Raw genomic sequence first — 18,388 nt, 5'->3', positions numbered from 1 at the left:
CTCGCGTAGCGTTAGATGCTAAGGCCCCATCAAGAAAGGTGTTCATACCTTGGCAGATGAAACCCAACAGCAATCTGGCAGAATTTCACAGCTCTTCGCCACCATGTGGCAGCGCCCGGTGGTGGCGTTTCTCGCTTTCGCTTCTGCCGTAGTCACAGTGGCGATTGAAACCATTATCCCCTTGTTCACCCGCGATGCCGTCGATGTGGCTACAGGGCAAAAGACATCCGCGTTAGCGACGGATCTTTTGCCCTCACTCCGACCAATTACGGCAATCATCGTGCTGCTTTTGGCATGCGCGGCGGTCCGTTTCTTCTTTCAGGGAGGACGGCGGCTGGCTGCCGGCTTCCTGGCACACGACACCCAGCATCGGATGCGTGTGGCTGTTCTAGATACTCTGCAACAACTGGACGGGCGGAAGCAGGATTCGATCCGAACTGGCCAGGTCGTTTCTCGAACGATCTCGGATCTGACGATGGTGCAGGCTCTCCTGGCGATGTTCCCGATGGCCTTCGGCAACGTAGCCAAGCTCATTTTCACCTTAATCGTGATGATGTTCATTTCCCCGCTGCTTACCGTTGTCGCGCTGGTGAGCGTGCCCATCCTTGTCTGGATCACGGCACACTCGCGTTCGGCGGTTTTCGCCGCAACGTGGTCAGCACAGCAGAAGGCGGCAGATCTCGCGGAACATGTCGAGGAAACGGTGACAGGTGTTCGCGTTGTCAAGGCATTTGCCGGCGAGGAACGGGAAACCGATGAGCTTGAGCGGCGTGGCAAAGAGCTGTACGCCCACCGGATGCGCAACGCTTTTGTCAGCGCTCGCTACATGCCGGCACTTGAGCAGGTGCCCCAGATTGCGCTCATTTTCAACGTCGTGCTGGGTGGTTTCATGGCGATGACCGGATCGATCACCATCGGCACCTTCGTGGCATTTACCACTTACTTGTCCGCGTTAACCATGCTCACACGCAGCTTGGCCAACATGGTCCTACGCCTGTCCATGGGGCTCGCCTCCATCGATCGTATCTACGAGGTCATCGATCTCGCGCCAGAAATGTCAGAGCCCGAAGAGCCCGCTGAGATACCACAGGGTCCATTGGGAATCCGCGCAACTGACGTGGAGTTTTCTAACCCCGATAACGATGTGCTGAACGGCTTCAGCCTTGATGTCCGACCCGGGGAAACTGTTGCCCTCGTTGGTCCCCCTGGAGCGGGAAAGACCATGTTTGTTCAGCTGGCATCCAAGTTTTACGAGCCAATAAATGGTTCGCTTTCACTGACAGTTGCCGGCTCTGATCATGTGTCTGCTGGACGCACAGACGCTCTGACGACACTTCCGTACGACTCGATCCATTCGCGTGATCTGCGCGAAAAACTGACTACCGTCTTCGATGATCCATTCCTCTACTCCGCCACGATCCGACAAAACATCGCGATGGGCGGGGATTACTCCGATGAGGAAATCGAGGCTGCCGCGCGCGCAGCGCAGGCGCACGATTTCATTATGAAGTTAGGTGATGGGTACGACGAAGTCGTCGGCGAGCGGGGTCTGACACTATCGGGTGGCCAGCGCCAGCGTATAGCACTGGCTCGCGCGCTCCTCTCGCATCCGTCGATTCTGCTTCTCGACGACGCAACCTCCGCCATCGATGCCAGCACCGAGGAAGACATTTACTCGTCGCTGGAAAAGATGGGAGATGTCACGATTATTGCTGTCGCGCACCGTACCTCGACTATTCAGCTGGCTGATCGAGTTGCGCTTGTAGAAGGCGGGCGGGTGACTGCGATCGGTACGCCGGAGGAAATGGCACGTCACCCGCGCTATGCAGAGCTCATGGACCAGGGATTTGCCGAAATCGAAGCGCCAGCAGATAATCCACTGTGCGTGGACTGCGATGACTCCGATATGCCAACGATGGAGGACCTGTGGCCAGAGTCCAGCCCGGCCAGCGAAGCGGCAGATGGTGGCTTTTCCTCGCGTACCGCCGGCGCGTTATCAGGCATGAACGCGATGCGTCGCGGTGGTGGCATGCGGATGGGTGCCGGCGGTGGTATGGCCGCGTTGGCACCACCGTCGAAGAAGCTGCTGGATGATGTCGCGGCTCTGCCCCCGGCGAAGGAGGATCCCAAGGTGGATTCGGCTGCGGCACGACGAGAGCAGGACGGATTCCGTCTCGTGCCACTGTTCGCATCGGCGCGGTGGCTGATCATCGCCGTCATTGCTCTCCTCCTCGTGTCGGTTGCAGCCGATCTCGTGTTCCCTCACCTTGTCCGTGTTGCGATCGACGATGGCATCGTCGGCAACAACGCCACCAGACTGTACGCCGTCGCCGGTGCAGGCCTCGTCATCATCGCTATTGCTTGGGTCGCGGGTTACCTGCGCCAGATTCTCACGGCGCGTACCGGTGAACGACTGCTGTACACGCTCCGTCTCCGCAGCTATGCACATCTGCAGCGGCTATCTATGGACTTCTTCGAGCGCACGTTGTCGGGCAAGATCATGACACGTATGACCACCGATATCGACGCGCTGAGTTCCTTCCTGCAGACGGGTCTCGCACAAGGTATCGTCGCCATCGCGACCTTGTTCGGCATCATCGGCATGCTCGTTGCCACAGATCCATCTCTATCCCTCGTCATGGTGGTAGTGATCCCGATCATCGTCATCGCCACGCTGGTCTTCAGAGCCGTTTCCTCTCGTCTGTACGGCGTGGCTCGCAGTCAGATATCAGAGGTAAACGCGGAATTTCAGGAATCCATCAATGGCCTGCGCACGGCACAGGTGCACCGAATGGAGGACTACACTCTGAATTCCTTCACTGCGGCCTCCCGCCAGTACCGGCAAACGCGGATCAAAGCACAATTCGCCGTTGCAACGTATTTCCCCGGTATTGGCTTCATCTACGAGGCGACACAAGCAGCAGTGCTCTTCTTCGGTGCCCAGGCGCTCCTGTCCGGTCGGCTCACCGCCGGCGTGCTTGTCGCTTTCCTCATGTACATGGGGCTACTCTTCGGCCCGATTCAGGAATTGTCCATGCTTTTCGACGGCTATCAGCAAGCCAAGGTGAGCTTCGGGCGCATCCATGAGCTTCTGACGACAAAACCAACGGTTCGCGATACAGGCACCCTCTCGGTGGAGGAAGTCTCCCAAGCCTCCCACGGGACAATCGAGCTCCACGATGTGGACTTTGGCTATTCCGAAACGTCTCACCTCGTTGCAGAGGATCTGTCAGTCCGGATTGCCCCGGGCACAACAGTTGCTGTTGTCGGATCAACCGGCGCCGGCAAATCCACGTTGGTTAAACTCCTCGTACGTTTCTACGACCCAGTAGCTGGGACGGTCACCGCCGGCGGAACAGATATCCAGGATTTCCCACTTCGGGTGTGGCGCAAGCACATCGGTTTCGTTCCTCAGGAGGCGCACCTGTTTTCCGGAACAATCGCTGAAAATATCGCTTACGGTAAACCCGACGCAACGCGCGAAGAGATCACAGACACGGCGCGCCGTGTTGGCGCACTAACGGCTATCGCTGCGATCCCAGGTGGCTTCACTCACCACATTGGCGAGCGTGGCCTCGGCCTAAGTTCTGGTCAGCGTCAGCTCATCGCTCTCGCACGAGCGGAAATGTTGCGTCCCCAAATCATGCTTCTCGACGAGGCGACTGCGACGCTGGATCCCGCAACCGAGGCCGCGTTCCTTGAGGCCTCGGATCGTGTTACTCGTGGGCGCACATCAATCGTTGTCGCCCACCGCTTGGCCACTGCAGAGCACGCCGACCGCATCCTTGTGGTCGATAACGGTGTGATCGTCGAGGACGGGACCCATGAAGAGCTCCTACGACACGGTGGCGAGTACGCACGGATGTGGAAGGCGCAAACCCACATCACTGTGTAGCGCTGGCCCTCTGCACCACGACCCGCTGCCATGCTCGGTGGAGGAAACCAGTGCCCCACCATCTGCCGGCCCCGGACAAGGAACGACGCGGCCCGGCCACGAATGGACAGGTCTATCGCGGACCGTGTCCATCGCGTGCCGTGTCCTCTCCTTTGCGCCTGCAACGACCGAAGAGTGCTAACCCCCCGCCATCGGCCTTCTAGCAAAATGTGACCTCCGCTACGGCCGGGGTTGAAAGGAGCGATTTGTCTCCTGCGTGTCTGTAATTTGAGAAAATCGGACTGACATTTATCTCCTGAAGATAGCCCTCATACGCTTTCACGCCAATTACGACAGCACAAAAAACCACATCAATACAGCGGAAATAATAGGCACTGGGGGTACAGGAGGGGTAAAACCCTTACCACACCACCAGATTGACCGCGGTCGAAGTCTCGTGTTTTCTCTCCAGGTTAACCCCCGTTCGCGGGCGGGTGGGAGTTTAAAAAAGGGGCCAAAACTGCCACAATGAAAGGTACACGGATGCGCGTACTCCATTTGTGGTCTTGGCTGCTACAGATCCGCCACAGATATCGTTCCGGCGCCATTACACTGGACGGGAAGTACACCATCAAAATTTATCCGCTAGACAAATGAGGCGAGGTTCCTACTGCCGTGACAACCCAAGACTTCGGTGCTAATCAATGGCTAGTCGATGACATGTACCAGCAATACAAGAAGGACCCCACGTCCGTCGATGACGAGTGGAAGGCCTATTTCGAAAAGGGCGGCAATCCCTCCGCTGGTCTCACCGACTCCCCCTCCACCCCCTCGACGACCCGCAAGGCTGACACGCCTGCTGCTGCGAAGGCTTCGTCTGAACAGCAGGCCTCCTCGCCTGAAAACGCCAAGGACGGGCTCGGCATGGAGGAACAGGAAGAACACGTTCAGGTTGCGGAGCACGCATTCGACTCTGCCCCTGAGATTAAGCGTCTCAGCGATGCAGAAGAGGCGCTGTGGAAGAAGAAGCTCGAGCATTCCCCGCTAAGCAAGATCGGCGAGAAGCCCGAGCCTGGCGAACAGGTGATGAAGGGTATCGCCAAGGCAACAGCCAAGAACATGGACATCTCCCTGGAAGTTCCTACCGCGACCTCGGTTAAGGACATGCCAGCGAAGCTCATGTTTGAGAATCGCTCCATCATCAACAACCACCTCAAGCGCACGCGCGGCGGGAAGATCTCGTTCACCCACATCATTGGCTGGGCCATTGTCAAGGCTGTACAGATCCATCCGGCGATGAATGTTAGCTACGAGGAAAAGGACGGCAAACGCTACTTTGTCACTCCTGAGCACATCAACCTCGGTTTGGCTGTAGACACCACGCAAAAGAATGGCGATCGAGCTCTTGTTGTCGCTGCTATCAAGGAGTGCGAGTCTCTCAGCTTCCACGAGTTCGTCGACAAGTACGAAGACATCGTTGCTCGCTCGCGTACAGGTGAACTCGGGCTTGACGATTTCCAGGGAGTGACGATTTCGCTGACCAACCCCGGCGGAATCGGTACCCGGCACTCTGTTCCTCGCCTGACCAAGGGTCAGGGAGCCATTATTGGTGTGGGGTCGATGGATTACCCCGCAGAGTTCCAGGGCGCATCCGCTGACAGGCTCGCTGAGCTCGGTGTGGGCAAGCTCGTTACTATCACCTCCACCTACGATCACCGCGTGATCCAGGGGGCAGAGTCCGGCGAGTTCCTCACCGACCTGTCGAAGCTGCTCGTTGACGACGCATTCTGGGACGAGATCTTCCGCGAGATGCAGATCCCTCACTCCCCGATGCGCTGGGCCCAGGATGTTCCAAACATCGGCATCGACAAGAACACTCGCGTCGCCCATCTCATTGAGGCCTACCGCACCCGCGGTCACCTCATTGCAGACACGAACCCGCTGCACTACATCCAGCCCGGTGTCTCCGCTCCAGACCACCGCGACCTCGATATCGAAACCCACGGTCTTACGCTCTGGGACTTGGATCGTACCTTCAACGTCGGTGGCTTTGCTGGCAAGGAGCGGATGACGCTGCGTGAGGTACTGGACAAGCTGTACGCTGCTTACACCCTCAAGGTCGGTTCCGAGTACATGCATATTCTCGACCACGACGAACGCGCGTGGCTGCAAGACCGCATCGAGGCCGGCCTCAAGCGTCCGTCCCACGCCGAGCAGAAGTACGTCCTGCAGAAGCTCAACGCTGCAGAAGCCTTCGAGAACTTCCTGCAGACGAAGTACATCGGTCAAAAGCGCTTCTCCTTGGAGGGTGCCGAGGCGCTCATCCCGCTTATGGATGCCGTTATCGATACTGCGGCTGGCCAGGGCTTGGACGAGGCTGTCATCGCCATGCCACACCGTGGTCGCCTCAACGTCCTAGCGAATATCGTCGGGAAGCCTCTGCGCACAATCTTCAGTGAGTTCGAAGGAAACATGGATCCGGCAGCTCCGGGTGGCTCGGGGGACGTAAAGTACCACCTCGGCGCCGAGGGCGAGCACATCCAGATGTTTGGCGATGGCGAGATTAAGGTCACGCTGGCAGCCAACCCGTCTCACCTCGAGGCTGTTGACCCTGTCCACGAAGGCATCGTCCGCGCTAAACAGGACATACTGAACAAGGGTGAAGGCGAGGGTGGATTCTCAGTCATCCCGATCCAACTCCACGGCGATGCTGCTTTCGCTGGCCTCGGAGTTGTTCAGGAGACGCTCAACCTCGCCCAGCTGCGTGGCTACACGGTTGGCGGTACCGTCCACATCGTGGTGAACAACCAGATTGGCTTCACCACCACGCCGGATTCAGGTCGTTCCAGCCACTATGCCACTGATCAGGGCAAGGCCTACGACTGCCCCGTCTTCCACCTCAACGGCGACGATCCCGAGGCCGTCGTGTGGGTCGGCCAGCTGGCTACGGAATACCGTCGTCGCTTTGGCAAGGATGTCTTCATTGACATGATCTGCTACCGCCGTCGTGGCCACAACGAGGCAGATGATCCGTCCATGACACAGCCTCGCCTGTATGAACTCATCGATAACCACGAGTCCGTTCGTACGACCTACACCCGCGACCTTATCGGCCGTGGTGAGCTCACCGACGACGAAGTGGAAAAGGTCGAGCAGGACTTCCACGACCAGATGGAGACGGTGTTCGACGAAGTCAAGGCCGAAGGCAAGGAGAAGGCGAAGGCCCAGGAGGGCATCACCGATTCTCAGAAGCTGGCTCATGGTCTGGACACGTCTATTACCAAGGAAGAACTCCTCGCCATCGGCCATGCTTACTCCAACGTCCCAGATGGGTTCGAAATTCACCAGCGAGTGAAGAACGTCGCTAAGAAGCGCACCGAATCTGTGGAAAAGGGTGGCATCGACTGGGCTTGGGGCGAACTCATTGCCTTCGGTTCTCTCGCAGGGGAAGGCAAGCTCGTTCGCATTGCTGGCGAGGACACTCGCCGCGGTACGTTCACCCAACGCCACGCTGTTCTGTTTGACCCTAACTCCGGCGAAGAGTGGAACCCGATCGATACGTACGCCCGTAGTCGCGAAAAGGGTGGCAAGTTCCTCGTTTACAACTCTTCCCTGAGTGAGTACGCGGGTATGGGCTTCGAGTACGGCTACTCGGTGGGCAACCCCGATGCTGTTGTCGCCTGGGAAGGCCAGTTCGGCGACTTCGCCAACGGTGCCCAGACCATCATCGATGAGTATGTATCCTCCGGCGAGGCTAAGTGGGGCCAGTTGTCCAAGGTTATCCTCCTCCTGCCGCACGGTTACGAGGGTCAGGGTCCGGATCACTCCTCCGCCCGCATCGAACGTTACCTGCAGTTGTGCGCCGAGGGTTCGATGACGCTCGCCCAGCCTTCCGAGCCAGCAAACTACTTCCACCTGTTGCGTCGCCACGCACTCGGTGAGATGAAGCGTCCACTCGTCGTATTCACACCGAAGTCGATGCTGCGTAACAAGATGGCGGTGTCCAAGCCGGAAGACTTCACTGACGTGAAGAAGTTCCGCTCTGTGATCAACGATCCCCGCTTCGTCGATGTTGATGGCAACGTCACCGGCGAGGTAGACAAGATCAAGAAGGTTATTCTCTGCTCCGGTAAGGTCTACTGGGATCTGGAAAAGGAACGCCAGAAGAAGAAGATCGAAGACATCGCGATCATCCGTATCGAGATGCTGCACCCGCTCCCCTTCAACCGCATTCGCGAAGCTCTCGAGGTGTTCCCCAACTACGAGGAATTGCGCTACGTACAGGACGAGCCGGCCAACCAGGGTGCTTGGCCATTCATGCAGCTGTATCTCCCCGAGCTCATCGAGGATCTTCCGCGCATGCGTCGTATTTCCCGGCGCGCCCAGTCCTCCACTGCTACCGGTGTGGCGAAGGTGCATCAGTTCGAGCAGAAGGCACTCATCGACGAGGCTCTCAGCTAGCGCGCAGGACATTCGGTTTAGCGCGCACCACTAAACCTGGTCGCCTGCCGTAACAACAAAAGCTCCCTCATCCGAAGTGATGAGGGAGCTTTTAGTTCTATAGTGGAAGTATGTACGAAGAATCGCTTCCCTACGAAGAAGGCCATCTAGACGTCGGTGACGGCCAGCACATCTATTACGCCCTATCGGGCAATCCGGATGGAAAGCCGGCCGTGTTTGTCCACGGTGGCCCCGGCGGCGGCGCGCCGCTTGCAGACACGTGCTTCTTTGACCCAAAGAAGTACAAAATCATCCGTTTCGATCAACGTGGGTGCGGAAATTCCACGCCGAAGATTAGCGCCCGTGATGTCGATCTCGAAGCCAATCTCAAAGTCAATACCACCCAACATCTCATTGCTGATATTGAAAAGCTGCGCGAGTATCTCGGCATTGATCGATGGCTCGTCTTCGGCGGCTCTTGGGGTTCCACACTGTCCCTCGCCTACGCAGAAGCGCACCCGGAACCCGTGACCGAACTTGTTCTACGCGGTATCTTCCTTCTCCGCCGCACGGAACTGGATTTCTACTACAACGGCGGTGCCGCCCACCTCTTCCCCGATAAATGGGAGAGCTATCTCGAACCTATCCCCGAAGATAAAAAGCCACCGCAAGACGATATCCACGGGCGCACGCACCTTGACGGGGTGGATCTCATCGCTGAATACCACCAGCTGCTCATGTCCGACGATTATGAGACGGCACTGCGAGCCGGTGTCGCCTGGTCCACATGGGAAGGCGCGACAAGCCATCTCCTTGTACCAGAGGAACCAGACTACGCGGAACCTGAGTTTGCTCTCACGTTCGCGCGGATCGAAAACCATTACTTCTACAACGGCGCGTTTATGGAAGACGGTGAGCTGCTGAAGAAGGAAAACATCGACAAGATACGCCACATCCCTGCCACTATTGTCCAGGGACGATATGACGTAGTTTGCCCGGCTATTTCTGCATGGCAACTTCATCAGGCATGGCCTGAAGCCGACTTCCACCTCTCCCCTGCAGCCGGGCATGCATCCCGTGAGGAGCAAAATCTCGCTGCCTTGGTGGCCGCCACTGATGCGTATGCAGAACGGTAAAGCCGTCTAGGCTTACAAACTATGAACGCCACCTTCCTTGTTGTCGGCCTGGGCAATCCCGGCGCAACGTACGAATTAACCCGCCACAACATCGGCTTCCTCGCTGCCGACGAGGTAGCCGACGCGCTTGCTCCTGTATACGTGGGTGGCAGTAACTGGAAGGTGGTGTCTAAAATGCGGGCTGTCCTCGCTGAGGAATCTCGCGGAGGAGCCAAAGTACTCGTAGCAAAGCCCCAGACGATGATGAACCTGTCAGGCGAAGCCGTTGGCCTTATTAGCCGGTTCTATTCAATTCCACCGTCGCGTGTCATCGTCATCCACGATGAGCTTGAACGCGATTTCGGTTCGGTGGAAACAAAGATCGGTGGTGGCTTTGGTGGTCACAACGGGCTGAAATCCATCGCCCAGCATCTCAAGACCCCGGATTTTGCGCGGGTTCGTGTAGGAATCGGACGACCACCCGGCCGTATGCGCCCCGCCGATTACGTGCTGCAGAAATTCTCCGCAAAAGAACAAATAGAGCTGCCATTCATTTGCGCTGATGTGGAAGACGCTGTCTCTCGTTGGCTTACAGCAGCGTCGTAAACGGTATCCCGCGACATGAACCGCTCTCGTCTGTATCTACTGCTCTACGGGCTCGACGTGCTCTACGCGCACGATATGCTCGTAGAACTCATGCATCGAAATAGGTAACGGTAGTCCGCTTAGGAGCGAGACGCTTCTCGTGCTCTGCGGATGACAACGTACAGGCGCGGTTCCACGCACAGTGCGTGAATTGTTAAAGTGACAGCTCCGCTACATGTCGTGTGCGCGAAGGTAATCTTGCACCACAACCGATAGGTTCAGGTCTCCATGGGCCTTTTCGGTCAGTTTTTCCACGTCCTGGGTGTCGATCGTTCCCGAGACCCGATTGAGAAGCAGACGCTCATTGCGGTCGAACACCGACGATCGGAAAACGGGAACAATATTCTGTGGAAGAGGCGGGTCGTTGACGTCTTCGCAACCTGTGGCGCTAGACGGATTCCCGGCGGTCGCGTGTTCCGGTAGGTTCGCGACCATGGTTTCGTAAACCTTGTCACGCCACGTGCCGCTATTTTTATCTACTTTCCCAGCTTCCTTATCTGCAAGGTATTCCTGAGAAAGACGTTCCGCTTCCTTTGGGTTCAAAGAAGTGAGTAATTCACCCGTACACCCGAAGATCAGGTCTGCCCGATGCTCGGACAGAAGACGCACTCGGTCGGAATTATTGTTCATCCTCTCCACTTGGTACAGCGCGGGAATCTTCGCATTGTTCATCGCGCCCTCGTACAGACCACCAAGCATGATCTGCTGGGGGCGGGTTTGATCGACAATCACGGTCACCGGATCCTCGGCTGTCGGATCGCGATGCGAATGTGGTTCCTGCGCACACGAAGCAGTAAGAGCCGCCACTGTCAATGCGGTGGCGACAGGTGCAATTCGCCGCTTCCAGAAAGTCTGAGACACGGATTGAACTCCTTTCATTCCACCTGCATGCGCTCGTCACGTCACGTGTTTTCCATCCTACAGCGCAGAAAGACATACACTTAAGTTTCGCTGGAAGAATAGAGCGGGTACCTTAAAATCCGGACGAAGTAACCTAGGACTAGAAGGGGAGGCCTCATGACCGAACCAGGAAGCAAGATCCATGTCCCCGTGGAGCGAGCCATCGAACGGTGTACGGTGTACAAAAATGGGCATCCTGTTCGTGGCCGGTTTAACCACAAAGATGCCTTGGAAGAAGTTCGTTCATCCGGGGAGGGCTACGTATGGGTATCCCTTAATGCCCCGGATCAACAGCAGATGGTGTCGTTGTCTGAGACGTTCGGTGTACACGAACTCATCGTCGAGGATGCTGTTTTCGCTCGTCAACGCCCGAAAGTTGAGCGCTACGAGGATCAGCTGTTCATGGTCATCCGTAGCATCGAATACCAAGACATCGACGAGGTAGTCGATACCCGAGAAGTCATTTCCACCGGCGAGATTCAAATGATCATCGGAGCCGATTTCATCATCACCATCCGTCACGCAGCGGCCAACGTGGTTAAAGACCTCCGCCGGCGAGTGGAGGAAGATCCTGAGCTGAATGCATTGGGGCCGGCATACATATCCTGGCTTGTCTCCGATATCCTCGTCGATTCGTACCTCTCCATCTCGCATGAGCTATCGACCGAGGTTGACGAACTTGAAGAGACGGTGTTTACCCCCAACAACGATTTTGACATCGAGGATATTTACACTCTCAAACGAGAGATTCTTGAGATGCGTCATGCCATCGACCCCCTGGCTCCTGCGTTGAAGTCCCTTATCTATCGGCAGAAAGACCTTCTCCCAGAGGAGCTGCGTTCCTATTACCGTGATGTGATGGACCACGAACTGGTTGCGATGGATCTCACCTCGTCGTACGACGAGCGCCTCAGTTCTCTCATTAACGCCGCCGTGGCGAAGGTCCAGATCCAGCAAAACTCCGATATGCGTAAGATTTCGGCTGTGTTTGGCCTCTTGGCTATCCCCACCGCAATCGCCGGCATCTATGGAATGAACTTCGATGTCATGCCCGAGCTGCACTTCACGTACGGATATCCTGCAGTTCTCATCGTCATGCTCTTGACGATCATCATCGTCTACATTTATCTGCGAAAGAATAAGTGGTTGTAGAAGAGCAGCTGGCTGGCGGAAACTAAGCCCCGAAAAGCATAAGTCCGAAAATCAATCTGCCGCTGCACACGAATCACGAAAGCCGTGTCCCTACCTGTGGAAAAGGACACGGCTTTCGCTGTGCGCATCCGCGCACGGATGTCAGCGTTACTGGGGTCAGTCGGAAGCTACCGATCCGTCGCCGGTTTCGTTACCAGGTGCACCATTCTTCAGCGCATCCGTAGCCGTCGCGTGCTCCTTGGCCACAGGATCCAGGACTGTTCCTTCGATGTCGTCTCGAGAAGCATCAGAATCCGTGCTCTGTTGGTGCGCAGTTTCATTGTCGTGCGCTACCTGAGGTTGATTCTCTTCTGGCAGCTTCCCTGCTGTTGTCCGTGGACGGACCTTTCCGTACGCCGAAGCGATGAGGTCGCGAGCCTGGGGAGCATCCTTTTCACTGCACAGCACATCGTAACGGGTAGCGACGATGGATGTCGTCGATGTGAAGTCACGCTTGCCATTCGACGCTCCATAGGCAATGGCAGCAAAGACTGCACCGAAGATCGCACCGATCACGAGACCTGATACCAGTGGTGCCAGGAACGTCGCCGAGAACATTCCCATCAGGAGACCGAAAAACAAACCCATCCATGCGCCAGAAGCCGCACCGGTGCCGAGCACCTTGCCCCACGTGAGCTTTCCATGAACATTTTCCACCTGCATCAGGTCGACACCGACGATGGTGAGTGCTTGTACTGGGAAATCCTTGTCCGACAGCATGTCTACCGCTGCTTGGGCTTCAGCATAGGTCTTGAAACTGCCAACTGGCCACCCCGTCGGTGGCATTGGGGCGATGGTTCGTTGAGATCCGGGCATCAGAAAATTCCTTTCAGCTTTACGTAGAAATAGCTTTACTTAGCGAAACACATGTATCGAACTTTTTGTTCCGCTCAATCTGGACACCGAGCGAACTCCGTGCGTTATCGCTCGATGTATTAAACACGGAATTTTCCACTGGTCCCCTCCTCCACGAGTCACCGCAGTGCGACTCCGCGTGCTTGCCGTCGGAATGGGAGGAGCATGATTTTCTCACTCCCCATGCGTGTACTTGAGGCATACCGTGGGCACACGCTGCTTCCCACCGACCACTGACAGCCGGTGCTAGCAGGTGCCAAACGTACCAGCTGGATCCAACTGCGGCGCCGGCCGTCATACCGGCTCCCGGCCAGCTCCCGGACAGCTACCTTGTCCGCTTTCGTTGTCATGAGCAAAGATACGTGCGATGGCTGCACAGATCTCGCTTGTCCTTTAAAAACACCTCCATCACGCACCGATACAACGGCTCGGTATGGTCAGTTACGGTCTGCGTTTTAGTTTTACTTTTCGTTTCTTTCCCGGTAGCCGTAGACTGATCACCATGACTTCTTCTACCCGGGTTTATGCTGGCAGGCTGTCTGGCATGGTCGTTCGAGATCCCGACGCGGATAGCGTCGGTCGCGTCCGCGACGTTGTCCTTATGATTCGCCCCGACGGCCAAGATTCCCGGGCTCTTGGGTTGGTCGTGGAAATGGTTAACAAACGGCGAATCTTCGTGCCGATGCTTCGGATCGGAGAGATCACTCCCCAGGACATTATCCTGGTCACCGGATCCGTTTCCATCCGTGCTTACAAGTCCCGGGCCGGAGAGATCACTGTGTGGGACGATCTCATCGGTTCAAAGGTGTCAGTCGATGATCCGGACTACCCCCACCTCTACGGAAAACCCGTGGAAATTGCAGATGTAGAACTCGAACGCACCCGCACAAGGGACTGGATTGTGTCCTCTGTCGCCGTGTTTTCTAAACGCCCGAAATTCGGCCGCCGCCCCACGCTGACGACTGTCCCTTGGATGTACGTTCACGGTGTCTCTGCCAGCGGTGTCGGCCCCCGAGATGAAACGGCGGAGCACATCGCCGAACTCGATGACCTGCGCCCTGCAGATGCCGCCCAGGTATTCAGCGATCTACCTGCTGAGGAACAGCGGGATGTCGCAGATGCACTCAACGATGAACGACTCGCGGACATCCTTCAGGAGCTGTCCGAGGACCATCAGGCGGAGCTCATCGAGGCGCTGGATCTGGAACGCGCAGCCGATGTGTTGGAAGAAATGGATCCAGACGATGCTGCTGATCTCCTCGCCGAGCTGGATGACAACACCGCTGATGTCCTCCTCGAGCTCATGGATCCGTCGGAGTCCGCTCCGGTTCGCCGACTCATGACGTTCTCCCCCGACACGGTGGGTGCTCTCATGACCCCGGAGCCACTTATTGTCACCCCGCAAACGAGTGTGGCGGAAGCACTGGCAATGGCACGTAACCCCGACCTCGCAACGAGTCTGTCCTCTTTGTTGTTCGTCGTCCGCCCTCCTACAGCTACCCCGACAGGCACGTACCTCGGCTGCGTACACCTCCAAAAGCTGCTACGCGAGGCACCAGGGGCCCTCGTCGCCGGAATTCTTGACCCCGACCTGCCACCGCTGTACGCGAACGATTCTCAGGAAACCGCGGCACGCTACTTTGCTCTTTATAACCTCGTGTGTGGTCCCGTGCTCGATGAGGCGGGGCACCTCCTCGGTGCTGTCGCCGTGGACGACCTCCTCGATCATATGCTCCCCGAGGATTGGCGCGAGGGAGGTATCCGCCCTGAGGCCGCGCAGACGACAAAGCCGCAAGTGGGCAAGCTGATTACTGAACGCGCACGCGAAATTCTAAACTCGAAGTCTGCACAACATCCACAGAAGGGAGGCTCGGATCGTGGCTGATCTCAACAGCGATGACCTGTCCCGCGGTGACCTAGATACCCCGGTTGCCGGTCGGCGCAAGAGGTGGTTCCGCATGGATGCCGATGCCGTCGGCGCCGTCGCGGAAAAAGTTGCACGGTTCTTTGGAACAGGCGAGTACCTTGTGTGGCAAACGATCATCGTCGTCACATGGATCCTGCTGAATATCACCGGCCTTGCATTCGCCTGGGATCCTTACCCATTTATCCTCCTCAATCTCGCTTTTTCTACGCAGGCCGCATACTCCGCGCCGCTCATTTTGCTGGCCCAGAACCGCCAGGAAGTCCGGGATCGCCACAGCTTGCAAGAGGATCGGCGACGTGCACAACAAACGAAGGCAGACACGGAATACCTGGCCCGCGAACTGGCGAGCCTTCGTTTGGCCGTGGGCGAAACAGTAACGCGCGATTATCTGCGCGACCAATTAGAGGACTTGCAAGCCGTGCTTGAGCGCTTGGAAGCAAAAATTGATGACGAATCGGCTGCACGCCGTTCGGAGCTTTCTTCCCTCCTCACCGATCCTACTCAGGGTGATCTTGCTCTACCCCGGCGAAAGGATGACTCCCCGACACAGGACAATTCCACCCCCAATTCCCCTACGCGGTAGACCGCGTTGCACCGTGGCACGCCGTTTGTGGATACGTCACAACCATTACGTACAATAGGCCTGACACAACAGAGACGTAGAGCGCCCCACGTGGTGAGGAATCGCCGTGTGATCCAATTGTGCAAGGGCAAAGCGTACTTTCCGCACCGGGCGCCACTATTTAGGAAGTGAAATTACTAAGGCATTTTATGGCTGCTATCACTGAAAATGACGTGCTTCAGGCACTATCTCACGTTGTCGATCCTGAGCTCGATCGCTCCCTCACTGAGCTCGACATGGTCAAGTCTGTTCGTATCGACGGTGCCGACGTCCATGCAACTATCCTCCTCACTATCGCTGGGTGCCCCCTGAAAGGGACGCTTGTCTCCGATTCCGTCGAGGCTATCGAGAAGATCCCTGGCGTAGAAAACGCCTATGTGGATACTGAACCGATGACAGATGACCAGCGACGAGAACTGCGCATCAAACTGCGGGGACACGAGCCGGTCATCCCGTTTTCTCAACCGGATTCCACCGCTCGGGTGTTGGCTGTCGCCTCTGGAAAAGGCGGCGTAGGTAAGTCGAGCGTTACCGTCAACGTGGCGACGGCGCTAGCTAAGCGTGGCTTGAATGTCGGCGTTCTCGATGCTGATATCTACGGTCACTCAATTCCCCAGATGATGGGAGACACCAACGGTCCACACCAGGTCGACGACATGATCATGCCACCGATTTGTCACGGTGTGAAGATCATCTCTATCGGTCACTTTGTCAAGGGCAACTCCCCCGTCATTTGGCGTGGCCCCATGCTTCACCGAGCTATCCAACAGTTCCTAACTGATGTTTTCTGGGGCGACCTCGATGTGCTCCTCCTAGATCTCCCTCCCGGAACGGGTGATGTTGCGATCTCAGTAGCACAGCTCATCCCCGGCGCGGAGCTCCTGATTGTCACCACACCGCAGGCTGCGGCGGCGGAGGTCGCTGAGCGAGCCGGATCAATCAGCCAACAGACGAAACAGAAGATCGCGGGTGTCATTGAAAACATGTCTGCGATGATCATGCCGGACGGAACAACAATGGAGATCTTTGGTTCAGGTGGTGGGCAGACAGTGGCCGACCGGCTGACACAGATCACCGGTGCACGTATCCCGCTGCTCGGTTCCATTCCGCTGGATCCTACCCTGCGCACGGGAGGCGATGTCGGCGTGCCGGTGGCCATTTCTCAGCCTGATTCCCCCGCTGGTAAGGCTCTCAATTCGATTGCCGATAAGCTTGTCAAGCGCAAGGACTCGCTCCTGGGCAAGACCCTCGGACTCGGTATCGCTCACAAGTAGATACGCTTGTCCTGTGTCCATTGCTGGACGGATCGACACAGTGAAAACGGGAGACCCCGGTTCGTTATCCGGTGGTCTCCCGTATTTTTATCCTGATTACCTGGCCTCACCTGGTACCCATGGATGTCACGAGCGCTTCTAGGCGCACGCGCGCTCGGGGAGTCGGTATCTAGAGAACGTCACTGTAGTCGACGGTTCCCGTACCAGCTGGCCCCTCTCGACCTATCCGGGTGCTCCCGGTCTGATCATTGTCACTCGGTTTTTTGCTTGTCGACGCTGTCGGCGACTCCGCGGAGGATGCTTCACCTTGTGTTCCTGGGGTGGATGGGGAAGCAGCATCGGGAATACGTGTTGGTGCGGACGCACGATTAACCGATGCCGGGTCAGTGTCGTTCCAAAACTTTTTCGGATCTAACGCATCGAGGTACGTGTCATCGCCATCAAAAAGAGTCTTCGTCAGTGCAGCTTTGGGCCCCATTGCCCTCAGTTTTGCAAGCTCGCCGAGAGGTTTACGGAATTCGTCAAACTCCGGGCCCAGGTCGTCGCTCAGGCTCATCTTCGTGCGGTTGATAGCGTTACGTGCCGCCAGGATAGCTGCCTTGATATCCTCCACAGCTTTCGGAATCTTTTCCGGGCCGATGAGAAACACCGCGACGATGAAGATAATAAGAATCTCCACCCATCCAACATCGTTAAACACGAATTACACTCTACTTGTTTTCCCCGTACTTCGGAACTTAGTCGGTGCGATCTTTATATGTCCTACGCGCCGCCCAGTAAATGGAGGTAAGGCGACCAAAAAGCGTGTCCGACCGGAGGATATCGCCAGCTGCGGGCCCCTCCTCGCACGTATCAGGATTCATACTAGCTAGCTTGGCAACAAGCGACGAAGGAACATGAATGTCGTTTCTCGTCTCCTGCTTCAAAGTTAGCGATGCTTCCCTCTGCTCACGCACCTCCTTGCGGCATATGGAGCAGTGCAGGAGGTGCGCTCGTGCGCGCTTCTGTGCCTTGAGAGTGAGCTCACCATCTACGTACCCTGCAACAGCCTCTGCTGAGAGGTGCTCAACGGAAGAGAAGGTTTCGTCTCTATCAGCGACTTCTTCCCGCAACATCGTGGAGATCGCTTCTTGGAGCTTTTTGGGCGATACTGACCGGGGAAGACGGTTAACGCGACGGGCGCGCAACGTTTCAAACGTTGGAGTCGACTCCTCGCTCTTGTCTCGACTCGTGCGCTCACGAATGTCATTCCGAATCAGAGAATCGACTCTCTCTAAGAATTTTCTCGTCCTCGTGAGGGAGGATTCTCTAGGAGCAGACTGACGGGATGAACCCTCCGCATGTTGGGCAGAGGTCACCTGAGAATCCGGAACTCCGCCTGCGTGGTCGTTCTCGGGGGCTGAACGATGCTGCACCGTGGGAGCCTCCTCTCCTTCATCTCACCGAACCTGAAACCAGATGCGACATTGGCACACACGTGGCTGGCGCGCAGCTGCTCTGTCACTTCCACAGGTATGACCTTAGCCTTCTGACCCCACTCTATAC

The 18,388-nt window shown here is 56.9% G+C and carries 11 protein-coding genes and 1 pseudogene; 8 read left to right on the top strand and 4 right to left on the bottom strand.

Going from position 1 to position 18,388, the window contains the following annotated elements; translation table 11 throughout:
* The first annotated feature begins 103 nt into the window (after positions 1 to 103).
* From HMPREF3044_RS05025 to pth, 4 genes are all read left to right on the top strand, one after another.
* Positions 104 to 3,895, top strand: coding sequence for an ABC transporter ATP-binding protein (locus HMPREF3044_RS05025; protein WP_070739753.1), 3,792 nt, complete (start codon positions 104 to 106; stop codon positions 3,893 to 3,895).
* Between the two features lie 654 nt (positions 3,896 to 4,549).
* Entirely contained in the window at positions 4,550 to 8,335 is a 3,786-nt protein-coding gene (locus HMPREF3044_RS05020) for a multifunctional oxoglutarate decarboxylase/oxoglutarate dehydrogenase thiamine pyrophosphate-binding subunit/dihydrolipoyllysine-residue succinyltransferase subunit (RefSeq protein WP_070739668.1), read from the top strand.
* Positions 8,336 to 8,445: 110 nt separating this feature from the next.
* Entirely contained in the window at positions 8,446 to 9,450 is a 1,005-nt protein-coding gene (gene pip, locus HMPREF3044_RS05015; protein WP_005395935.1) for a prolyl aminopeptidase, read from the top strand.
* Between the two features lie 21 nt (positions 9,451 to 9,471).
* Entirely contained in the window at positions 9,472 to 10,035 is a 564-nt protein-coding gene (pth, locus tag HMPREF3044_RS05010; RefSeq protein ID WP_070739665.1) for an aminoacyl-tRNA hydrolase, read from the top strand.
* Positions 10,036 to 10,245: 210 nt separating this feature from the next.
* Here the strand turns inward: pth and HMPREF3044_RS05005 are convergent, their stop codons facing one another.
* Entirely contained in the window at positions 10,246 to 10,953 is a 708-nt protein-coding gene (locus tag HMPREF3044_RS05005) for a hypothetical protein (protein WP_070739662.1), read from the bottom strand.
* A 138-nt stretch (positions 10,954 to 11,091) separates the two neighbouring features.
* Between HMPREF3044_RS05005 and corA the strand changes: the two genes are divergently transcribed.
* Entirely contained in the window at positions 11,092 to 12,126 is a 1,035-nt protein-coding gene (gene corA, locus HMPREF3044_RS05000) for a magnesium/cobalt transporter CorA (RefSeq protein ID WP_070739659.1), read from the top strand.
* Positions 12,127 to 12,282: 156 nt separating this feature from the next.
* Here the strand turns inward: corA and HMPREF3044_RS04995 are convergent, their stop codons facing one another.
* Complete coding sequence (locus HMPREF3044_RS04995; protein ID WP_231286157.1) at positions 12,283 to 12,981, bottom strand: general stress protein; 699 nt, start codon at positions 12,979 to 12,981, stop codon at positions 12,283 to 12,285.
* A 541-nt stretch (positions 12,982 to 13,522) separates the two neighbouring features.
* On the opposite strand from HMPREF3044_RS04995, the pseudogene HMPREF3044_RS04990 reads away from it, so the two are divergent.
* The 3 genes and pseudogenes from HMPREF3044_RS04990 to HMPREF3044_RS04980 all read left to right on the top strand — a co-directional run.
* Positions 13,523 to 14,809, top strand: a pseudogene (locus tag HMPREF3044_RS04990) (magnesium transporter MgtE N-terminal domain-containing protein); the annotation flags it as partial.
* 88 nt (positions 14,810 to 14,897) lie between these two features.
* Positions 14,898 to 15,530, top strand: coding sequence for a DUF1003 domain-containing protein (locus HMPREF3044_RS04985; RefSeq protein ID WP_005391965.1), 633 nt, complete (start codon positions 14,898 to 14,900; stop codon positions 15,528 to 15,530).
* Positions 15,531 to 15,718: 188 nt separating this feature from the next.
* The gene (locus HMPREF3044_RS04980; RefSeq protein WP_070739654.1) at positions 15,719 to 16,843 is read left to right on the top strand and encodes an Mrp/NBP35 family ATP-binding protein; all 1,125 of its coding nucleotides are present in this window, start codon (positions 15,719 to 15,721) and stop codon (positions 16,841 to 16,843) included.
* Positions 16,844 to 17,012: 169 nt separating this feature from the next.
* Here the strand turns inward: HMPREF3044_RS04980 and HMPREF3044_RS04975 are convergent, their stop codons facing one another.
* Both HMPREF3044_RS04975 and HMPREF3044_RS13345 read right to left on the bottom strand, forming a co-directional pair.
* Positions 17,013 to 17,543, bottom strand: a complete 531-nt coding sequence (locus HMPREF3044_RS04975; protein WP_005391961.1) for a twin-arginine translocase TatA/TatE family subunit — start codon at positions 17,541 to 17,543, stop codon at positions 17,013 to 17,015.
* Between the two features lie 37 nt (positions 17,544 to 17,580).
* Positions 17,581 to 18,258 carry an anti-sigma factor family protein gene (locus tag HMPREF3044_RS13345; RefSeq protein ID WP_231286156.1) on the bottom strand — a complete coding sequence of 226 codons (678 nt, stop codon included), beginning with the start codon at positions 18,256 to 18,258 and terminating at the stop codon, positions 17,581 to 17,583.
* Between the last annotated feature and the right edge of the window lie 130 nt (positions 18,259 to 18,388).

Origin of the sequence: Corynebacterium sp. HMSC073D01 (genome assembly GCF_001815555.1) — a bacterium.
GTDB lineage: Bacteria > Actinomycetota > Actinomycetes > Mycobacteriales > Mycobacteriaceae > Corynebacterium > Corynebacterium glucuronolyticum.
This window is presented reverse-complemented; position numbering and strand designations above follow the sequence as displayed.